We start from the raw sequence: 16,234 nt of genomic DNA, 5'->3' as shown, positions 1-16,234 counted from the left end.
AGGGCACAACGGCGGCGGCCGTGTCGCGCCCTCCGGAGATGGTCACTGGCCGGTGGAAACCTTCAGACCCTTCCTCTTCAGATCCTCGACGGTCTGCTTCTGCGCCTGCTGGACCGCGGAGACGAACGTGCCCTTGCCGGCCAGGGCGGCCTGGAAGCCGTCGTTGAGGTGCTGGTAGGTGGCGTCGATCGTGGGTATCCACTTCCACGAGTTGTCGATGCTCTTGTCCGCCTCCGCGAAGACCTCGTTGTACTTCTGGCCTCCGAAGAACGATGACGGCTTGTCCAGCGAGGAACCCTTGTACCCGTCGGCCGCCGCGGGCCAGCCGTAGCCGCCCTGCAGCAGCAGGTCGACGCTCGTGGGGTCGGTGTTGAGCCATTCGGCGAACTTCAGGGCCTCGGGGATGTGCCCCGCGCCCTTGAGGACGGCCGTGGAGGATCCGCCCCAGTTCGCGGACACGTTCGAGCCCTTTTTCCACTGCGGCATGGGTGCGACCGCCCATTTGCCGGCGGTCTGAGGAGCGTTGCCGCTGATGATGGCGTCGCCCCACTGGGCACTGACCCACGAGGTGATGGCGCCGCTCTGCAGGTCCTTGTACCAGCCGTTGGCGAAGTCGGGCTCGGTCTTGATCACCTTCTTGCTGCGCAGGTCGTCCCAGAAGGCCGCGACCTTGAGCGTCTGCGGCGAGTTGATGTTCACCGTCCAGGTGTCGCCGTTCACGCCGAACCACTTGGCGCCGGCCTGCCATGCGAGGGCGGTGAACCAGGCGGAGTTGCCGGCCGGGAAGGTGCTGATGTAGGCCTTCGGGTCGGCGTCGTGGATCTTCTGCGCGGCCTGGGCGAAGTCGTCCCAGGTGGCGGGCGGCTTGATACCCCACTTCTTGTACAGGTCGGAGCGGTAGAACAGGCCCATCGGACCGGACGCCTGGGGGATCGCGTAGACGGCCTCGTCGAAGACGCCCTGCTGCCACTGCCAGTCCACGAACTTCGACCGGTCCTTGTCCGCGCCGTACTGGGACAGGTTCACCAGGCCGTTCTCCAGGAGGAACGAGGGGATCTCCTGGTACTCCACCTGTGCCAGGTCGGGTGCGTTGCCGCTCTTCAGCGCGGCGCGCATCTTGGCGTAGCCGCCGCTGCTGCCCGCCGGGATCTTCTCCAGTTTGACGTGGATGTCCGGGTGGGTGGCGTTCCACTTGTCGACAGCCTTGTCGACACCGGGTACCCACGACCAGAAGCGCAGGTCGACCTTCTGGCCGGGCTTGGCGGGTTTCTGGACCGCGGGGTCCTTCGAACCGGTCGAACCCCCGCAGGCGGAGATCAGCAGGGAGGCGGCGGCAAGGGTCACTGCGAGTGCGCCCCGGCTTCGGCGGCGGGGTGTGGTGCGGCTCATGGGGAGGAGGGTCCTTCCTGGCTTCGTACTGAAGGTGCCTGTTGCATGCCGGTCAGTTTCGGAGCGGCATCGCCACCCCGTCAAGATATATTCATAATTAATTGAAACAGCTATGGTGGGCCCGTAGGCAGGAGCGAGGGGAGAGCACGTGATGACGGAATGCCGCAGGATGACCGGGCGCGTGGCGGTGATCACCGGTGCCGCACACGGCATCGGCGCGGCCACGGCACGCAGGCTCGCGGCCGAAGGCGCGGTGGTCGTGGTCACGGACGTGGACGACACAGCCGGCAAGGCGGTCGCGGCAGGCATCATCGACAGCGGTGGACGCGCGGAGTACGTGCGCTGCGATGTGACCTCGGCCGCCGACTGGGAGAACCTGGCCCGCCACGTCGCAGAGCGCCACGGGCGGCTGGACGTGCTGCACAGCAACGCCTTCGCCCAGCTCAACAAACCCGCCGACGAACTGAGCGAGGCCGAGTGGGACGGTCAGATGGCCGTGCTGCTCAAGCCCGCCTGGCGGGCGATGAAGACCTTCGCGGCCATGCTGCGGGAAGCCCGGGGCTCCGTCGTGCTGACCTCCTCGGTGCACGCCGTCATCGGGCTGCCGGGCCATGCCGCCTACGCCGCCGCGAAGGGCGCACTGTGCTCGCTGGGACGGCAGTTGGCCGTCGAGTACGGTCCTGACATCCGGGTCAACACCGTGTTGCCCGGACCCATCCTCACCGCCGCCTGGGACGGCATCCCCGAGCCGGACCGGGAACGCAGTGTGGCGGCCACCGCGGCCCGGCGGTTCGGGCAGCCGGAGGAGGTGGCGGCCGCCGTCGCCTTCCTGGCCTCGGCGGACGGCTCCTATGTGACCGGCGCCAGCCTGGTGGTCGATGGAGGATGGAGCGTCATGAAGGAGTCCTCGTGAGCAGTGCGCACAGCACTTCAGGACCGATACGGAAACGGAGCACGTGGTGACCCATCCCCCCAAGGGGTTGCACGGCCAGGCGGTGGAGGAACTGGGCCGGCGCATCATCCGCGGCGACTACCCTCCGGGCTCCGTCGTGGACCCGGTCAAGTTCGAAACCGAACTCGGCGTCAGCAAGACCGTCGTCCGCGAGGCGCTGCGCGTGCTGGCGGCCAAGGGCCTGCTCGAGTCGAAGCAGAAACGCGGTACGACCATCAGGCCCCGCGCCGACTGGAACCTGCTCGACAGCGACCTGCTGCGCTGGCAGGGCAGCAGCGCCCCCACCGACGGCTTCCTGGAGGACCTGGCCGAGGTCCGCGCGATCGTCGAACCCGCCGGAGCCAGGCTCGCCGCGGCCCGCCGCACCCCCGCCGACCTGACCGCGCTGCGGCAGGCGCTCGACGCGATGGCGGCGGCCGGGACGGACGCGGACGCGATGGTCGAGGCGGACCTGGCCTTCCACCGCGCCCTGCTGGAGGCCGCCCACAACGAACTGCTCAGCCGGATGGAGGTCGTCATCGAGGCGGGTCTGCGCGTACGCGACCGGATCGTGCACGGCGCCCGGCACTTCTCCGACTCCATCCCCGTGCACCAGGACCTGCTCGCGGCGGTCGAGGCGGGTGACCCGGACGCGGCCGTTGCCGCCGTGGAGTCGCTGCTCGCGCAGGCGTCCCACGACCTGGCCGCCGTACAGGCGCAGGAAGACCACGACGACGCCCCGACCGACCCGCTCCCCGAGGAAACTCCTTGAAGATAACCGGACTTGAGACGTTCCTGGTGGCTCCGCGCTGGCTGTTCCTGCGCGTCGCCACCGACGAGGGGGTCACCGGCTGGGGCGAGCCCGTGATCGAGGGCCGCGCCGAGACCGTACGCGCCGCGGTGCACGAACTGGCCGACTACCTCGTCGGCCGGGACCCGCTGCGCATCGAGGACCACTGGCAGGTCCTCACCAAGGGCGGCTTCTACCGGGGCGGCCCCATCCTCTCCAGCGCCGTCGCCGGCATCGACCAGGCCCTGTGGGACATCGCAGGCAAGACCTACGGCGTCCCGGTGCACCGCCTCCTCGGCGGCCCCGTACGTGACCGCGTCCGGATGTACGCCTGGATCGGCGGGGACCGCCCCAGCGATGTCGCGGAGCTGGCCGAGGAACAGATGAAGGCGGGCTTCACCGCGGTGAAGATGAACGCCTCCGCCGAACTCGCGCCGATCGACACCCCGGCCCGCACCGCCGAGGTCGTCGAACGCGTCGCGGCCGTCCGCGAGGTGCTGGGCGACGAGCGGGACGTCGCCGTCGACTTCCACGGCCGGGCCTCCACCGCCATGTCACGACGTCTGCTGCCCCTGCTCGAACCCCTGCACCCGCTGTTCGTCGAGGAACCCGTCGCACCGGAACACTCGGGCCATCTGCGCAGCCTGGTGGAGTCCACGAGCATCCCGCTCGCCACCGGCGAACGCCTCTACTCCCGCTGGGACTTCCGTGAGGTCATGGCCAGCGGCATCGCCGTCGCCCAGCCGGACCTGTCGCACGCCGGCGGCATCTCCGAGGTCCGTCGCATCGCGGCCATGGCCGAGACGTACGACGTCGCCCTGGCCCCCCACTGCCCCCTCGGCCCGATCGCCCTGGCCGCAAGCCTCCAGATCGCCTTCTCTGTACCGAACTTCCTCATCCAGGAACAGAGCATGGGCATCCACTACAACCAGCAGTGCGACCTGCTGGAGTACGTGATGGACCCCGAACCCTTCCGTTTCCAGGGCGGATACGCCGTCGCCGGCTCCCGCCCCGGTCTCGGCGTCGACATCGACGAAGACGCGGTACGCCGGGCCGCCGAGACCGGACACCGCTGGCGCAACCCCGTGTGGCGGGGAGCGGACGGGGCGTTCACCGAGTGGTGAAGCACCCTCCGGCCCCCACACCCCGAAACCAAGGAGAGCCCGCTCCCATGAACCTGGTGGAATCGCTCGGCGCCCAGCGCCTGTTGGCGATCGTACGAGGCAAGGACCCCGCCGCCGCCCTGCGCACCGTAGGCACCCTCGCCGAGGAGGGCGTCACGGCCGTCGAGGTCTCACTGACCACGACCGACGCCCTCACCGTCATCAGGCGGGCCCGCGCCGAACTCGGCCCCGACGCCCTGCTCGGCGCCGGAACCGTGCGCTCGGCCGAGGACGCCGCACGCGCCGTGGACGCCGGCGCGTCCTACCTCGTCACCCCGGCACTGGTCGACGGACTGGCATCGTACGGCGTGCCCGTGCTGATGGGGGCGCTGAGCCCGAGCGAGATCGAACAGGCCCTCGCATGGGGCGCCGACGCGATCAAACTCTTCCCCGGCTCGCTCGGCGGGCCCGGCTATCTGCGCGCCCTGCGGGATCCCTTCCCCGAGGTGCCCTTCGTGCCCGTCGGCGGAGTGGACGCGCGGGCCGCGCGCGACTACCTGGACCGGGGTGCCCTCGCCGTAGGCGTCGGCTCACCCCTCGTGGGCGACGCGGCCGACGGCGGCGACCTCGCCGGACTCCGCGCCCGGGCGGCCGAGTTCCGCGCGGTGGCCGCGGGGGAGACGCCATGACGACCCCGGCCGCACCCGAGGTCGTGACCTTCGGCGAGACCATGGCGGCGCTCCGGGCCCAGGGTGCGCTGCGGCTCGGCGGCAGCCTCGGCCTGTCCGTCGCGGGAGCCGAGTCCAACGTCGCCATCGGCCTCGCCCGGCTCGGCCACCGGGTGCGCTGGGCGGGCCGGGTCGGCGCGGACGAACTCGGCGCACTGGTACTGCGCACCCTGCGCGCCGAGGGCGTCGACATCGGCCACGCGGTCACCGACGACACCGGCCGGCCCACCGGCCTGCTGCTCACCGAACCCCGTCTCGGCACGCTCACCCGGGTCAGCTACTACCGCGCGGGTTCCGCCGGTTCGGCCGTCTCACCGGCCGACGTCCTGCCCGCACTGGCTCCGGGATCCCGCATCCTGCATCTGACCGGCATCACCCCTGCGCTCGGCCCGTCGGCCGCCGAGGCCGCCCTGGCCGCCGCCACCGCCGCCCGCGAAGCCGGCATCACCGTATGCCTCGACGTCAACCACCGCTCCCGGCTGTGGACCGCCGACCGCGCCCGCACCGCGCTCCTACCGCTGCTGGCCCGCACCGACCTGCTCATCGCCTCGGAGGACGAACTGCCGCTGGTGCTCGAACGACCGGCCGCCGACGAAACCGAGGCCGCGCACGGCATCCTGGCGGCAGGCGTGACCGAGGTGGTCGTCAAACGGGGCGCGGCGGGCGCGACCAGCGTCACCGCCGAGGGAGCGACCGACTGCGCGGCGCGCCAGGTCGACGCCGTCGATCTGGTCGGCGCGGGCGACGCCTTCGTGGCCGGATACCTGTCCGGCCTCCTCGACGGCGCGGACACCCCGGCCCGCCTCCACCGAGCCGTCACCACCGCGGCCTTCGCCGTCGCCACCCGGGGCGACTGGGAGGGCCTTCCGACACGGGACGAACTCGGCCTGTTCGACCAGCCCGACGGCACGACCATCCGCTGATCCAGGAGACGCGACATGACATCAACGGCAGCGTCGGCGACGCTCGTCGTGGACGGAGCGTACGAACTCGCCGAGGGCGGCCGCTGGTTCGACGACCGGTACGTGTACGTCGACATCCTCAGCGGTCGGCTCTTCGAACCGCGCGACGACACCGGGCCGACCCGACTCGCCTGCCTCGACGTACCGTTGGGCGCCGTCGCGCCGGTGCACGGCCGGCTGGACACCTGGATCGCCGCCGCGGGAACGGGCATCGCGCTGCTCACCCCCGACGGCGCCCTGGACTGGCTGGACCGACCAGAGGACCGCACCCCGTTCCCCAGCCGCATGAACGACGGCGTCGCCGACCCCGCAGGGCGCTTCTGGGCCGGCAGCATGGCCTACGACGGCACCCCCGGCGCGGGTTCCCTGTACCGCACGGACCCCGACGGCACCGTGGTACGCGTCCTCGACGGCCTGACCATTGCCAACGGCCCGGCTTTCACCGCGGACGGCGCCATCATGTATCTCGCCGACACGGCGGTCGGCACCATCCTCCGCTGCCGGATCGACCCGCTCTCGGGCGATCTCCCGAGCAGCCCGGAAACCTTCGCCCGACTGCGTGACGACGAGGGCAGCCCCGACGGAATGACCGTCGACGCGGAGGGCTGTCTGTGGGTCGCCCTGTGGGGAGCCGGTGCGGTCCGCCGCTACCACCCCGACGGCCGCCTCCTGCACACCCTGGCCGTCCCCGCCCCGCATCCCACGTCGGTGTGCCTGCCCCCCGACGACAACCGCCTGTTCGTCACCACGGCCCGCTACGGGGTGACGAACCCGACGGCGACCTCCGGCGCGGTGCTCAGCTTCCCGGTACCGGTACCGGTGCGGGGAACGGCGGGGCGTTCCTGGCGGGGTCGGCTCTGAGATTGACGGCCTGAGTTAACATCGATAAGTTATCGCCGTTAACCTAGACGGGAGCAGCCTGTGCCCACACTTGAAGCGGAAGACGTCTACGCGCTGGCGCCGTACGCCAAGACGCTCGGAGTCGTGTTCGAGGAGATCTCGGAAGCCGGTGTGCGGGCCCGGTTGGCGCACGACCGCTCCCTCTCCACCGTGGGTGGTGGCCTCCATGGAGGGGCGTTGATGGGGATCGCCGACGTGTGTGCTGCCGTGTGCGCCGCCCTCAACGGTCCAGTCGGCGCCGCGCCGGCCACGGTCGAGTCGAGCACGCACTTTCTTCGACCCGCACGCACGGGCGTCGTGGCGACAGCTCGTCCCTTGCGGGTGGGGCGCAACAGCGTGGTCGAGGTCGACATCCGTGATGACGAAGGCGAACTGTGCGCCCGGGTGACCCAGGTGGTCACGACCGTCAAACCGAAGGCACCGTGATGCTCGGTGACGGACCGTCGGAGCACCGTGAATCCCGGGTGCGCGCCGCCAAGGGGCACGGCGGCCTGCTCCGGAACCAGCTTCTCGACATCGCCGATCAACTGCTCGAAGACGGTGGCGCCGACGCGCTGACGGTCCGGGCGGTAGCGACCCGTGCGGGAGTCAGCCCGCCGGCCGTCTACCTCCACTTCGCCTCGAAGCGGGAACTCGTCCATGCGGCGTGCCTGCGTGTGTGGAGTTCGCTGTTCATCGAGCTGGAAGCAGTGTCCCGGGACGTCGCGGACCCTGTGACGGCGCTCCATGAAACGTGCGTCGCCTATATCGCGTTCGGCCTGCGCCACCCGTCCCAGTACCGGCTGGTGATGGCCGGTGAGGCCACCGAAGCCAGCCGCCAGAACGAGGACGCGTGCTTCCGCTATTTCCGGGACAAGGTGGCAGCCTGTCTTGATGCCGGGGTACCTGTGGAGAGCAGGACCGAAACCGCCAGAGTGCTGTGTGCCGGCGTGCACGGGGCGGTTTCTCTTCTGATCCACCAAGACCGCGATGCCTGGCCCTCGGACAGTGATCGCTATGTCGGACGGGCGGCGTCCTCGGCCGTCCACGGAGCCCTCCTCACCGCATCCCAGGCGTCCACACCCTCGATCGCCGATGTGCTGCGCCTGGGCTGAACGGCGGTGCCGAGCACTGCGCAGGACCGTATCGAGAGAACGGAGCATCCAAGTGGACGTCTTCATCATCGGCATCACCGGCGGTATCGGTGGTCTGCTCGCGCAGAAACTGCGCTCGCGGGGAGACACCGTCCACGGGCTCGTACGCCGGGACGATCAGCGGGCTGAACTGGCGACGCGAGGAGTGGTCGCACAAGTCGGCGATCTCTCGAGCATGACGGTGGAGCAACTGGCGGCAGCCTTCGGTGACGTCGATGTGATCGTCTTCAGTGCCGGATCGAACGGCGGCACCAAGGAGGTCACGACGGCCATCGACGGCGACGGCGTCGTCAAGGCGATCGAGGCGGCGGGCCGCGCCGGTGTGGAGCGCTTCGCGCTGGTGTCGGTGCTTCCGGAATCGTGGCGGGAACGCGACCTCGGCGAGGAGGTCGAGTACTACTTCGCCCTGAAGAAGGGCGCCGACATCGCACTCAGCCGCAGTGACCTGAACTGGCTGATCCTGCGTCCCTCGCTGCTCCTCGACGGTCCGGGGACCGGCACCGTGTCCCTCGGGCCGGCGGAGTTCCACGGTGAGATCACTCGCGACGACGTCGCCGCCACCCTGGCCGAACTGCTCCACGAGCCCCGGATCGGCCGGCAGATCCTCGAACTCAACACGGGGTCGACACCCATCGAAGAGGCGGTCCGCGCGAACGTCCGCTCCTGACCGGCCCGGTGGGCGCCCCGACTCAGACGATCTTGACAGTGGTGCCGTTGCTTTCGAGGGCCGTGGTCTCGTCGGTGGATGCGGTGGTGTCGGTGACAAGGGTGTCCACCAGGGTGGACGGCCCGACGTAGGCGTGGGTGGTGCGGCCGAGTTTGCTGCCGTCGGCGGCCGCGATGATCCGGCGTGCCGAGGTGATGACCGCCCTTTTCACCGCCGCTTCGTCCAGCGCCTTCGCCTACCACGGCGACTTCGACTGGCCCGGCATCGCACTGGCCAACCGGGTCATGCAGCCGTACGCGGCAGAGCCGTGGCGCAAGCGAGCGGCCGACTACGAGTACCTCGCGCCCCGCGCCCAGGTGAACGGCACACCGTCGATCGCCCTCACCGGACCGTCGGCCGAGGCGCTGTGGGACACGGAACTGGCCCCCGCCATGGACGCGCTGGGCGTCGCCCTGCACAAGGAGGCGGCGCTCGATCTGCTACTGAAGGATCTCGGGTGAATGCCCGGCCGGTATCCCTTGCAGCCACGTCGGCGCGTGAAACACGGCCGGTGTCCGCTACGAGATCACTGGCCAGTGATCAGGAACGCCTCAGACGCCATCGAGAAGAGCCATTACATTCCGTACACGATGCGTCATCACATCTGTTGTTAACGACGTCAACAAATACGTTCATTGATAGTGGCATGAGCCCTGTGTACGGTTGCCCGTATGACGGACACCCCTGCCCCGCAGGCCACCCCCCTGGTCACCGGCTCCGAGATCGCACGGCTGGCGGGTGTCACCCGCGCCGCGGTATCGAACTGGCGGCGACGCTACGGCGACTTCCCCACGCCTGTCGGCGGCGGCGCCAACAGTCCGTTGTTCGACCTGGCCGAGGTACAGAGCTGGCTGGACAGGCAGCGCAAGGGGCAGGAAGTCTCCGTGGAGGTGCAGCTGTGGCAGGCGCTGCGCGGAGCCTACGGCGACGACATGCTCGGCGGGCTCGTGGACGTCGCCCGTTTCCTCACCGAGGGAGAGGCAGGTGAGGAGCTTCCGGCGGACGTCGCCCGGCTCGCGCGCGATCTTGCCGAGAGCGGTGGCGCGGCAGAGGCGGTGAGCGCCCTGGCCGAGCGCTTCACCGACTCCGTACGCCGAGCCGGATCGGACCAGGTCACCTCAGCGCGGGTCGTTCGAGCCGTACGCCACTTCGCCGGTGAGGTGGCACCGGACGCGACCCTTTTCGACCCGGCCTCCGGGATCGGCTCCCTCCTGCTCGCAGTCGGTCCAGACCACGGCCCAAGGCGCTGCGGGCAGGAGGCAGACGCCCGCAGGGCCACGTTCGCACAGCTGAGGGCCGTCCTCACCGCGCACGACGGTACCGACATCGTCGCCGGCGACTCCCTGCGTGATGACCAGTGGACGAATCTCAAGGCCGACCTGGTTGTCTGTGATCCGCCGGTCGGTGAACCCGACTGGGGACGCGAGGATCTGTTGCTCGACCCGCGCTGGGAGTTCGGCACCCCCTCTCGTGCAGAAGGTGAACTCGCCTGGTTGCAACACGCGTACGCGCACACTGCGCCTGGTGGCCGGGTCTTCATGGTCCTACCCGCCTCGGTCGCCTACCGCAAGGCAGGCCGCCGTATCCGCGCAGAACTCGTACGACGTGGCATCCTCACCCAGGTCACCGCCCTTCCCTCCGGCACGGCGGCCTCGCATGCGCTTCCGGTTCACCTCTGGCAGCTGCGTCGCCCCCTGACCCCGGGAGATGCCGCCACCAGCGTCCGCATGGTCGATCTGACGGCCGTCGATCCGGACGGCTCACTGGAACCGGATCCCGAGCAGATGGCGGAAGTGCCCCTGATCGATCTGCTGGACGATGCCGTGGACCTCACGCCCGGCCGTCATGTCGAGGATTCCCATCGCGACTTTGCCATCGAATACCAGACCCTACGACGGGAGTTGACCGAGCAAGTTCGGCTGCTGGCGGAGTTGCTGCCGGCCTTGGTCGCGGGCGAGGGCCCCAGCTCTCTGGACGGACCTACCGTCAGCGTCGCCGACCTCGCGCGCGCAGGGCTCGTCGCGTACGGAGATCCGGAACCGGTCTCGACCAGCGACCAGCTCGACACCGACTATCTCCAGGGCTTCCTGCGCAGCGCCGGCAACACCCGGCGCTCCACGAGCACCAGCGGCACCTTCCGTCTCGACAGCAAGGGCGCCCGCATTCCGCAGATGGACATCACCGAACAGCGGCGGTACGGGGCGGCCTTCCGCGCGCTGCAGGAGTTCGAGGAGCGGGCGCGGAGAGTGGTTGAGCTGAGCCGGGACGTGACGGCCCTGGCAAGAAATGGGCTCGGCAACGGGGCACTCGCCCCGGAAAGGTGACGGAGCCCGTCAGATCGCCTCGTCCGCGAGTCGATCAGGTCGGGGCACGAACGAACTGGCCGACCCGCTCCAGGTCACCGCCAGAGCCTCCCGCGCCCGCGTGCACGCCACGAACAGCAGACACCGCTCGCGCAGCAGATCCGCGTCGTGCTGCAGTGCGTCCACGGAGGCCGGCGTCACCTCGCGAGCGAACGGCACCGCGCCGGCCGTCACGCCCAGGACCGCGACACAGCGGAACTCCAGCCCCTTCATGGCGTGGATGGTGGCGAGCCGCACCCCGTCCTGGTCGGGCCCTGGGTTGTCCCTGACCCGGACGACGGGGATCCCGGCCGCGGCCAGCTTGTCGTACGCCTTGTCGAGCAGCATGTTGAACCGCGCGCACACCCCGATCTCCGACGGCCGGATGCCCTGGGCGATCCAGCCCTCGACGCGTTCGACGAGTGCGGCGACCTCCGCCTGCTCGGAGCCGTACCCGTGCACGTGCGGTCGGCGGCCGTGCAGCAGGGAGCGGTAGCCGGCCAGGGTGTCGCTGCCCTCGCCGCCCAGGTCGTCGACCGAGACCGGGTTGAGAATGCCCGTCGACCAGATCAGGATCTCCTCCGTCGAGCGGTAGTTGATCCGCAGACGGTGTGTCCGGCCGGTCACCGGGATGTCCAGGGAGCCGAGCGACACCTTCGAGTCGTAGATGCGCTGGTGCGGGTCGCCCGTGATGAACAGGTCGTCGCCTCCCGCGGCCACCGCGCCCCGCAGGACTCGCCACTGTGCGGGATGCAGATCCTGCGCCTCGTCGACCACGACGTGGTCGTGCGTGGGAGCCGACCCGGCCAGGAGGTCGGCCGCACGCGCGCACACCTTCAGGTGTGTGGTGGCCTTCTGCGCGCGCAGCATCGACGCGAACAGCTCGACGGCCGACCACAGTTGATCGCGTCGCGCCGGCGGCAGCGCGCTGCCGCGTCCGCGCCGCAGGGCGCTGCGGTAGGCCTCGGCGGTGCGCAGGTCCTGGGCCAGGACGACGTTCCGGTACTCCTGGGCCAGGAACTGTTCCGTCCACGGCAGGCCCAGCTGTTTGACGACCCGCTGTCACAGCTGCCTCTCGTCCCGGTCGTTGACGGGGGAGGGGGCCCTGCCGTCGAGGCGGGTCACGACCCCGTGCGCGTAGGCGTTGACCGTGGTCACATCGACGCGGCCGAGTAGCGCCGCGTCATCGCCCAGGAGCAGCGACAGGTTCTCGCGCAAGGAGGAGGCCAGCGCGTTCGTGTAGGTGGTCAGCAGGACGCGGGTGTCGGGCGCGCGGGAGAGGAGGTGCTTGACGCGGTGCAGGGCCGCGACCGTTTTGCCTGTGCCGGGGCCGCCCGTGATCTGGACCGGGCCGCCGTACGACACTCGGTAGGCGACCCGGCGTTGTGAGGGGTGCAGGAACACCCGCCAGGCCGTGAACGGCTTCTCCAGGATGTCTGCCAGCTCTTCGGGACCGCTGACCAGCGTGATGCGGCTCGTGGTGTTGGCAATGGCCACGGCGAGGCTCTCGTCGGAGTCGGGGCCCGCGTCGACCGGGCGGCGGACGGCGACCACGTCCCGGTACACCTCGTCGGGGCCGAACCCTTCGGCGAGGTACTGGAGCACCTCGCACTGGTCTTCCGGCAGCAGTGTCTCGAACGCCTTGAGCTGTGCCCCGTCGACTATGGTCCGCACCGCGCGCAGCACCTGGTCGTCGATGCCCAGTTCGCGCAGCACGCCGTCCGAGTACTTCGCGAAGAGCAGGGAGTCGGCGGCGGCAGCCGCCTTCTCCAGAGCCGGAGTCAGCTGTTCGAGCGCGACCACGTTGCGGACTTCGAGGGCGCGCGTCGCGGAGTTCGTCGTGTACAGCCGCTTGGCCGCCCAGGTGTACGCGTCGTCGTGCCGCACGACGTTGACGAGCAGGAACACATCACTGCCGTCGTCGGGTGCGAGGACGACTCCGCGCCAGAAGTCGTTGATGCGGATGGTCCGCATGCGGGTGTCCTGCGCGTTCTGCACGGACTCGAGGTGGAGCCCCTTGTCCGCATGCAGTTCGGGCACGGAGAGCAGCTGGAACTTCTGCATCGCCTTGCGCACGCCGGCCTTGACGGGCCTTTCCAGGGAGTCGTAGCTCTCCCAGAAACTGTTGGCGAACGCGAGCTGCGGCACGAAATGAACTCCCAACCCTGGTCGGACACTCCGCAGTCGATCATACGCGCGCGGTGTCCTCCAGCCGCTGGGCCAGTTCCTCGACCTCCGCAAGCAGTCCGGCGGGCTCCAGGCCCAGGTCGAGGGCGTGCTGATGGATGACGATGCCGGCGTGACGTACCTCGTGGGAGGCATGCGGGGCATTGCCCTTCGCATAGACGAGATGGCCCTCGCGCAGGTCGAGGGCTGTGCAGTACGCCAGCATCTGGTAGAGATCAGCGTCCGGGAAGCCGCCCCGCTTCTCCGCCTTGTACTTGGCGTCCACGACCGCGCACGGGATGTCGGCGCGCCCGTACAGCACGAAGTCCGGCCTCATGCGGATCGCGGCGGCCTCGTCGAGGTGGTGCGGGTCCTGGAACCGGACTGTGTGACCCGAATCCATGGTTCGGAAGGCCTCACGCAAGGCGACCGTCACGAAGTCCTCGAAGAGCTTGTTCATGTCGAACAGGAACCCGTCGATGTGCAGATCGCCGGGCGTGTGCTCGGCGGAGGCACCGTCCAGGACGACGCTTGAGAGACGCAAAGCGTGGTGATAGCGGGAGTTGAGGCGGGTGGGACGCCAGTCGGGGATCGGCTGCCCGCGCACGACGGTGGTGACGTCGGCCAGCCGGGCGCGCTGGTGCAGCAGTCTGCGACGCACGTCGCGCGGTATGCCGGGCAGCCGGAGGAGACGCTCGACAGCCGTACGCAGGATGCGGTTCTCCGCGATGTCGGTCGTGAACTCGTCGTACGCCACCTCCACCGGCAGCATGGCTCCGAACCGGCGCCGGATCTGTTCGGCCTCCCTGATCCGGCCGCGGACGACGAGCGCGGATTCCTCGGTCGCTCGATAACCCTGCAACAGCCCTTGTCGCAGGGCCCGGTCCACCTGCCGCTCCACGGCATGGGCGAGTGCCGGCAGCAGATCGCGGTGCTCGGCGACCTCGACCTCCCCGTCCCGCCAACTCCGTCGCGGATCGAGCGTGTAGCCGAGCAGGAAGAAGAGCCGGGCGATGGACACCTTGGGTGTGACACGCACCGTTACCGGGGTCCCACCGTCCGGTGCCGTGACGGCCACGGCCCCGACCTTGCTGCCGGCTCTCAGGGACCAGAACCCGGGCGTGTACGGGTCCGGGGCCGCGTCCACGACGTCGGAAGCGGCAAGGGCACGACCGATGGCGTCCGGCAGGGCGAGACGGGTCGCCGGCGCGTGCTCGACCAGGTCGACGGACCGCACGGCTTCCCCCGCGGGCGTCACGCCAGGGACTCCCGCAGCGCGGCCAGCCCGTACCGCTTCTCGATGTCCAAGCCCTCCCCGTAGTGGTGCTCTTCGAGGAGAGGGAGGATCTTCGTACGCCAGGTCCGCTCCAGGCCGCCCTCGCGGTACACGCCCTTCTTCATCAGGTACGAGGGCCCGATGCGGAAGTCGGGATCGCCGATGCGTGAGTTCAGCACGTCGAGCAGGTCGGCGGGCTCCGCGTCCTTGCCCTCTCTGGCCAGCCAGCGGCGCAGCAGGCCGCGTGTGGGTTCCGTACGCGGCGACAGTTCGACGAAGGCGAAGCGGCGGCGCATCGCCGCGTCCACGAGAGCGATCGAGCGGTCCGCGGTGTTCATCGTGCCGATCACGAACAGGTTCGGAGGCAGCGCGAAGTCGTCGCCGGAGTAGGTGAGACGCACCGACTTGTTGCGGTATTCCAGCAGGAAGTAGAGCTCGCCGAAGACCTTCGCCAGGTTGGCCCGGTTGATCTCGTCGATGATCAGGAAATGCGGGATGTGCCGGTTGCCCTCACGGGAGGCCAGATCGGCGAGTTCGCGCAGCGGACCCGCGGTGAGCCGGAAGGCGACCTCCCTGGTCTGCGCGTCCTCCTGGGGCCGGAAGCCCTCGAAGAAGTCCTCGTAGGCGTATGACGGGTGGAACTGCACGAGCTTGACCTGCTCGGGCCCGCCGCCGAGGAACTCGGCGAGCTTCAGCGCCAGGTAGGTCTTGCCGGTGCCGGGCGGCCCGTACAGCACCAGCTGCCGTTCGTCTGCCAGCAATTCACGCACCTCTCGCAGCCACGCGGCGTCGTGCACGAGGAGCTCGTCCGCCAGCTCGTCCGTGGGGGCGGGCAGTTCGGGCTCGCGACGGGCGACGATCGCCGGGAGCTCGACACTCGGGTCCCGGTCTATGGCCTTGGCTTCCTCCGTCAGCTCTTCGTCGCTTCGGCCCAGCCCTTCCACGAGGGCCTGGACGGGGGTCAGGTCGACGACGTCGTGCTGGATCGAGAGCTTCTGCTGGAGAGCCTCCGGCAACTCCTCGTACGGGATTCCGGCGGGCCTCCACCTGGCCCTGCGGCGCAGATTGGACAGACCGCCCTCGGACTCGACCTGCTCGGCCTCACCGGTGACCGTGCCCACGTACAACTGCCCGTCGGAGATGGCACAGAGGGTGTCACCCAACCGCATCTGGGCCAGGAAGTAGTGCAGCTCGTCGACCATGGCCTGCTTCTGGTTGTACGAGGTGGTGGCGTCGTACCCCTCCTGCACGTACCGCCGCAGCACGCTCTTGGTGGGGTCCGCCTCGTCCACCTGCGGCAGATGCGTGGCCGCCAGCGTCACCCATCCGTCCGGCACCCACAGCCGCTGCACCAGGTCGCGTCCGGACACATTGGAGCCCCGCACCAGCCAGGTCTTGTGCGGGGTGCGCCACGAACTCCCGAGGTAGTCGACGAGCGGGAAGCCTTCCTCCGTGCGCCATTGCGCCAAGCCGTCGGTGCCGCGCCCGGCCACCACGGACGCGGCCGCAGAAGGGGAGTTGCACTCGATGTCCCGTGTCGTCTCCCAGTGATCCGGCCACCGGTCCGACTCTCTGCGGATGCCGCCGTCCGCCACGAGCTTCTCCCGTTGGGCCGCGGGATACGGCGGGATGCCGGGGGTTGCTTCGGGATGCACGGGCGAGCCGGCGAGGACGAGGAATTTCAGACTTCCGTTCATCCCCTTCTCGGGCAGCACCCGCCCCCGGGCCACCATCTTGCCGTTCGGCAGCCTCAGCCGAAACTCGGGAAACTCGTCGGCCATGGACATCCTCTCAGCCCGCACTGTCCG

At 69.7% G+C, this 16,234-nt stretch carries 15 protein-coding genes and 1 pseudogene; 11 read left to right on the top strand and 5 right to left on the bottom strand.

What is annotated here, in order from left to right; all coding sequences use genetic code 11:
• Positions 1 to 42 precede the first annotated feature (42 nt).
• Positions 43 to 1,389, bottom strand: a complete 1,347-nt coding sequence (locus BFN33_RS17810; protein WP_069761046.1) for an ABC transporter substrate-binding protein — start codon at positions 1,387 to 1,389, stop codon at positions 43 to 45.
• A gap of 169 nt (positions 1,390 to 1,558) precedes the next feature.
• Here BFN33_RS17810 and BFN33_RS17805 point away from each other — a divergent pair, with 169 nt between their 5' ends.
• The 9 genes from BFN33_RS17805 to BFN33_RS17765 are packed head-to-tail and all read left to right on the top strand — an operon-like array spanning position 1,559 to position 8,603.
• Positions 1,559 to 2,302, top strand: coding sequence for an SDR family NAD(P)-dependent oxidoreductase (locus tag BFN33_RS17805; protein ID WP_079140867.1), 744 nt, complete (start codon positions 1,559 to 1,561; stop codon positions 2,300 to 2,302).
• A 43-nt stretch (positions 2,303 to 2,345) separates the two neighbouring features.
• Entirely contained in the window at positions 2,346 to 3,092 is a 747-nt protein-coding gene (locus tag BFN33_RS17800) for a FadR/GntR family transcriptional regulator (protein ID WP_069761044.1), read from the top strand.
• Positions 3,089 to 4,234, top strand: coding sequence for a galactonate dehydratase (gene dgoD / locus BFN33_RS17795; protein WP_069761043.1), 1,146 nt, complete (start codon positions 3,089 to 3,091; stop codon positions 4,232 to 4,234). The genes BFN33_RS17800 and dgoD overlap by 4 nt, the downstream gene beginning before the upstream one ends.
• A 47-nt stretch (positions 4,235 to 4,281) precedes the next feature.
• Positions 4,282 to 4,902, top strand: a complete 621-nt coding sequence (locus tag BFN33_RS17790) for a bifunctional 4-hydroxy-2-oxoglutarate aldolase/2-dehydro-3-deoxy-phosphogluconate aldolase (protein WP_069761042.1) — start codon at positions 4,282 to 4,284, stop codon at positions 4,900 to 4,902.
• The gene (locus BFN33_RS17785) at positions 4,899 to 5,864 is read left to right on the top strand and encodes a sugar kinase (protein WP_069761041.1); all 966 of its coding nucleotides are present in this window, start codon (positions 4,899 to 4,901) and stop codon (positions 5,862 to 5,864) included. The genes BFN33_RS17790 and BFN33_RS17785 overlap by 4 nt, the downstream gene beginning before the upstream one ends.
• A gap of 15 nt (positions 5,865 to 5,879) precedes the next feature.
• Positions 5,880 to 6,764 carry an SMP-30/gluconolactonase/LRE family protein gene (locus BFN33_RS17780; protein WP_069761040.1) on the top strand — a complete coding sequence of 295 codons (885 nt, stop codon included), beginning with the start codon at positions 5,880 to 5,882 and terminating at the stop codon, positions 6,762 to 6,764.
• A 60-nt stretch (positions 6,765 to 6,824) separates the two neighbouring features.
• A complete protein-coding gene (locus BFN33_RS17775; protein WP_069761039.1) occupies positions 6,825 to 7,229 on the top strand; it encodes a PaaI family thioesterase in 405 nt (134 codons plus the stop codon).
• Positions 7,229 to 7,897, top strand: a complete 669-nt coding sequence (locus BFN33_RS17770; protein WP_069761038.1) for a TetR/AcrR family transcriptional regulator — start codon at positions 7,229 to 7,231, stop codon at positions 7,895 to 7,897. The genes BFN33_RS17775 and BFN33_RS17770 overlap by 1 nt, the downstream gene beginning before the upstream one ends.
• A gap of 52 nt (positions 7,898 to 7,949) precedes the next feature.
• The gene (locus BFN33_RS17765; protein WP_069761037.1) at positions 7,950 to 8,603 is read left to right on the top strand and encodes an NAD(P)H-binding protein; all 654 of its coding nucleotides are present in this window, start codon (positions 7,950 to 7,952) and stop codon (positions 8,601 to 8,603) included.
• A 22-nt stretch (positions 8,604 to 8,625) separates the two neighbouring features.
• On the opposite strand, the gene BFN33_RS17760 is transcribed toward BFN33_RS17765, so the two are convergent.
• On the bottom strand, positions 8,626 to 8,814 hold the full coding sequence (locus tag BFN33_RS17760; RefSeq protein ID WP_069761036.1) for a hypothetical protein: 189 nt from the start codon (positions 8,812 to 8,814) through the stop codon (positions 8,626 to 8,628).
• On the opposite strand from BFN33_RS17760, the gene BFN33_RS17755 reads away from it, so the two are divergent.
• Together BFN33_RS17755 and BFN33_RS17750 are read left to right on the top strand one after the other, a co-directional pair.
• The gene (locus BFN33_RS17755) at positions 8,798 to 9,103 is read left to right on the top strand and encodes a DUF2399 domain-containing protein (protein ID WP_069761035.1); all 306 of its coding nucleotides are present in this window, start codon (positions 8,798 to 8,800) and stop codon (positions 9,101 to 9,103) included. The genes BFN33_RS17760 and BFN33_RS17755 overlap by 17 nt on opposite strands.
• 210 nt (positions 9,104 to 9,313) lie before the next feature.
• Positions 9,314 to 10,966 carry an N-6 DNA methylase gene (locus BFN33_RS17750; protein ID WP_069761034.1) on the top strand — a complete coding sequence of 551 codons (1,653 nt, stop codon included), beginning with the start codon at positions 9,314 to 9,316 and terminating at the stop codon, positions 10,964 to 10,966.
• 9 nt (positions 10,967 to 10,975) lie between these two features.
• On the opposite strand, the pseudogene BFN33_RS17745 reads toward BFN33_RS17750, so the two are convergent.
• The 3 genes and pseudogenes from BFN33_RS17745 to BFN33_RS17735 form a co-directional block, all read right to left on the bottom strand.
• Positions 10,976 to 13,132, bottom strand: a pseudogene (locus BFN33_RS17745) (UvrD-helicase domain-containing protein).
• A gap of 40 nt (positions 13,133 to 13,172) precedes the next feature.
• Positions 13,173 to 14,408 carry an McrC family protein gene (locus tag BFN33_RS17740; protein WP_079140866.1) on the bottom strand — a complete coding sequence of 412 codons (1,236 nt, stop codon included), beginning with the start codon at positions 14,406 to 14,408 and terminating at the stop codon, positions 13,173 to 13,175.
• The gene (locus BFN33_RS17735; protein ID WP_069761033.1) at positions 14,405 to 16,207 is read right to left on the bottom strand and encodes a DUF4357 domain-containing protein; all 1,803 of its coding nucleotides are present in this window, start codon (positions 16,205 to 16,207) and stop codon (positions 14,405 to 14,407) included. Before BFN33_RS17735 ends, BFN33_RS17740 begins: the two co-directional genes overlap by 4 nt.
• Positions 16,208 to 16,234: the final 27 nt, after the last annotated feature.

The sequence above is a fragment of the Streptomyces sp. LUP47B genome (genome assembly GCF_001746295.1).
GTDB lineage: Bacteria > Actinomycetota > Actinomycetes > Streptomycetales > Streptomycetaceae > Streptomyces.
Note: the sequence above shows the minus strand (reverse complement) of the source record. Positions and strands in the feature narration are given on the sequence as shown.

Excerpts from the sequence above, each read along its gene's own strand:
- BFN33_RS17810 (WP_069761046.1), bottom strand. The coding sequence starts at position 1,389 with ATGAGCCGCACCACACCCCGCCGCCGAAGCCGGGGCGCACTCGCAGTG.
- BFN33_RS17805 (WP_079140867.1), top strand. The coding sequence starts at position 1,559 with ATGACCGGGCGCGTGGCGGTGATCACCGGTGCCGCACACGGCATCGGC.
- BFN33_RS17790 (WP_069761042.1), top strand. The coding sequence starts at position 4,282 with ATGAACCTGGTGGAATCGCTCGGCGCCCAGCGCCTGTTGGCGATCGTA.
- BFN33_RS17785 (WP_069761041.1), top strand. The coding sequence starts at position 4,899 with ATGACGACCCCGGCCGCACCCGAGGTCGTGACCTTCGGCGAGACCATG.
- BFN33_RS17780 (WP_069761040.1), top strand. The coding sequence starts at position 5,880 with ATGACATCAACGGCAGCGTCGGCGACGCTCGTCGTGGACGGAGCGTAC.
- BFN33_RS17770 (WP_069761038.1), top strand. The coding sequence starts at position 7,229 with ATGCTCGGTGACGGACCGTCGGAGCACCGTGAATCCCGGGTGCGCGCC.
- BFN33_RS17755 (WP_069761035.1), top strand. The coding sequence starts at position 8,798 with ATGACCGCCCTTTTCACCGCCGCTTCGTCCAGCGCCTTCGCCTACCAC.
- BFN33_RS17750 (WP_069761034.1), top strand. The coding sequence starts at position 9,314 with ATGACGGACACCCCTGCCCCGCAGGCCACCCCCCTGGTCACCGGCTCC.
- BFN33_RS17735 (WP_069761033.1), bottom strand. The coding sequence starts at position 16,207 with ATGGCCGACGAGTTTCCCGAGTTTCGGCTGAGGCTGCCGAACGGCAAG.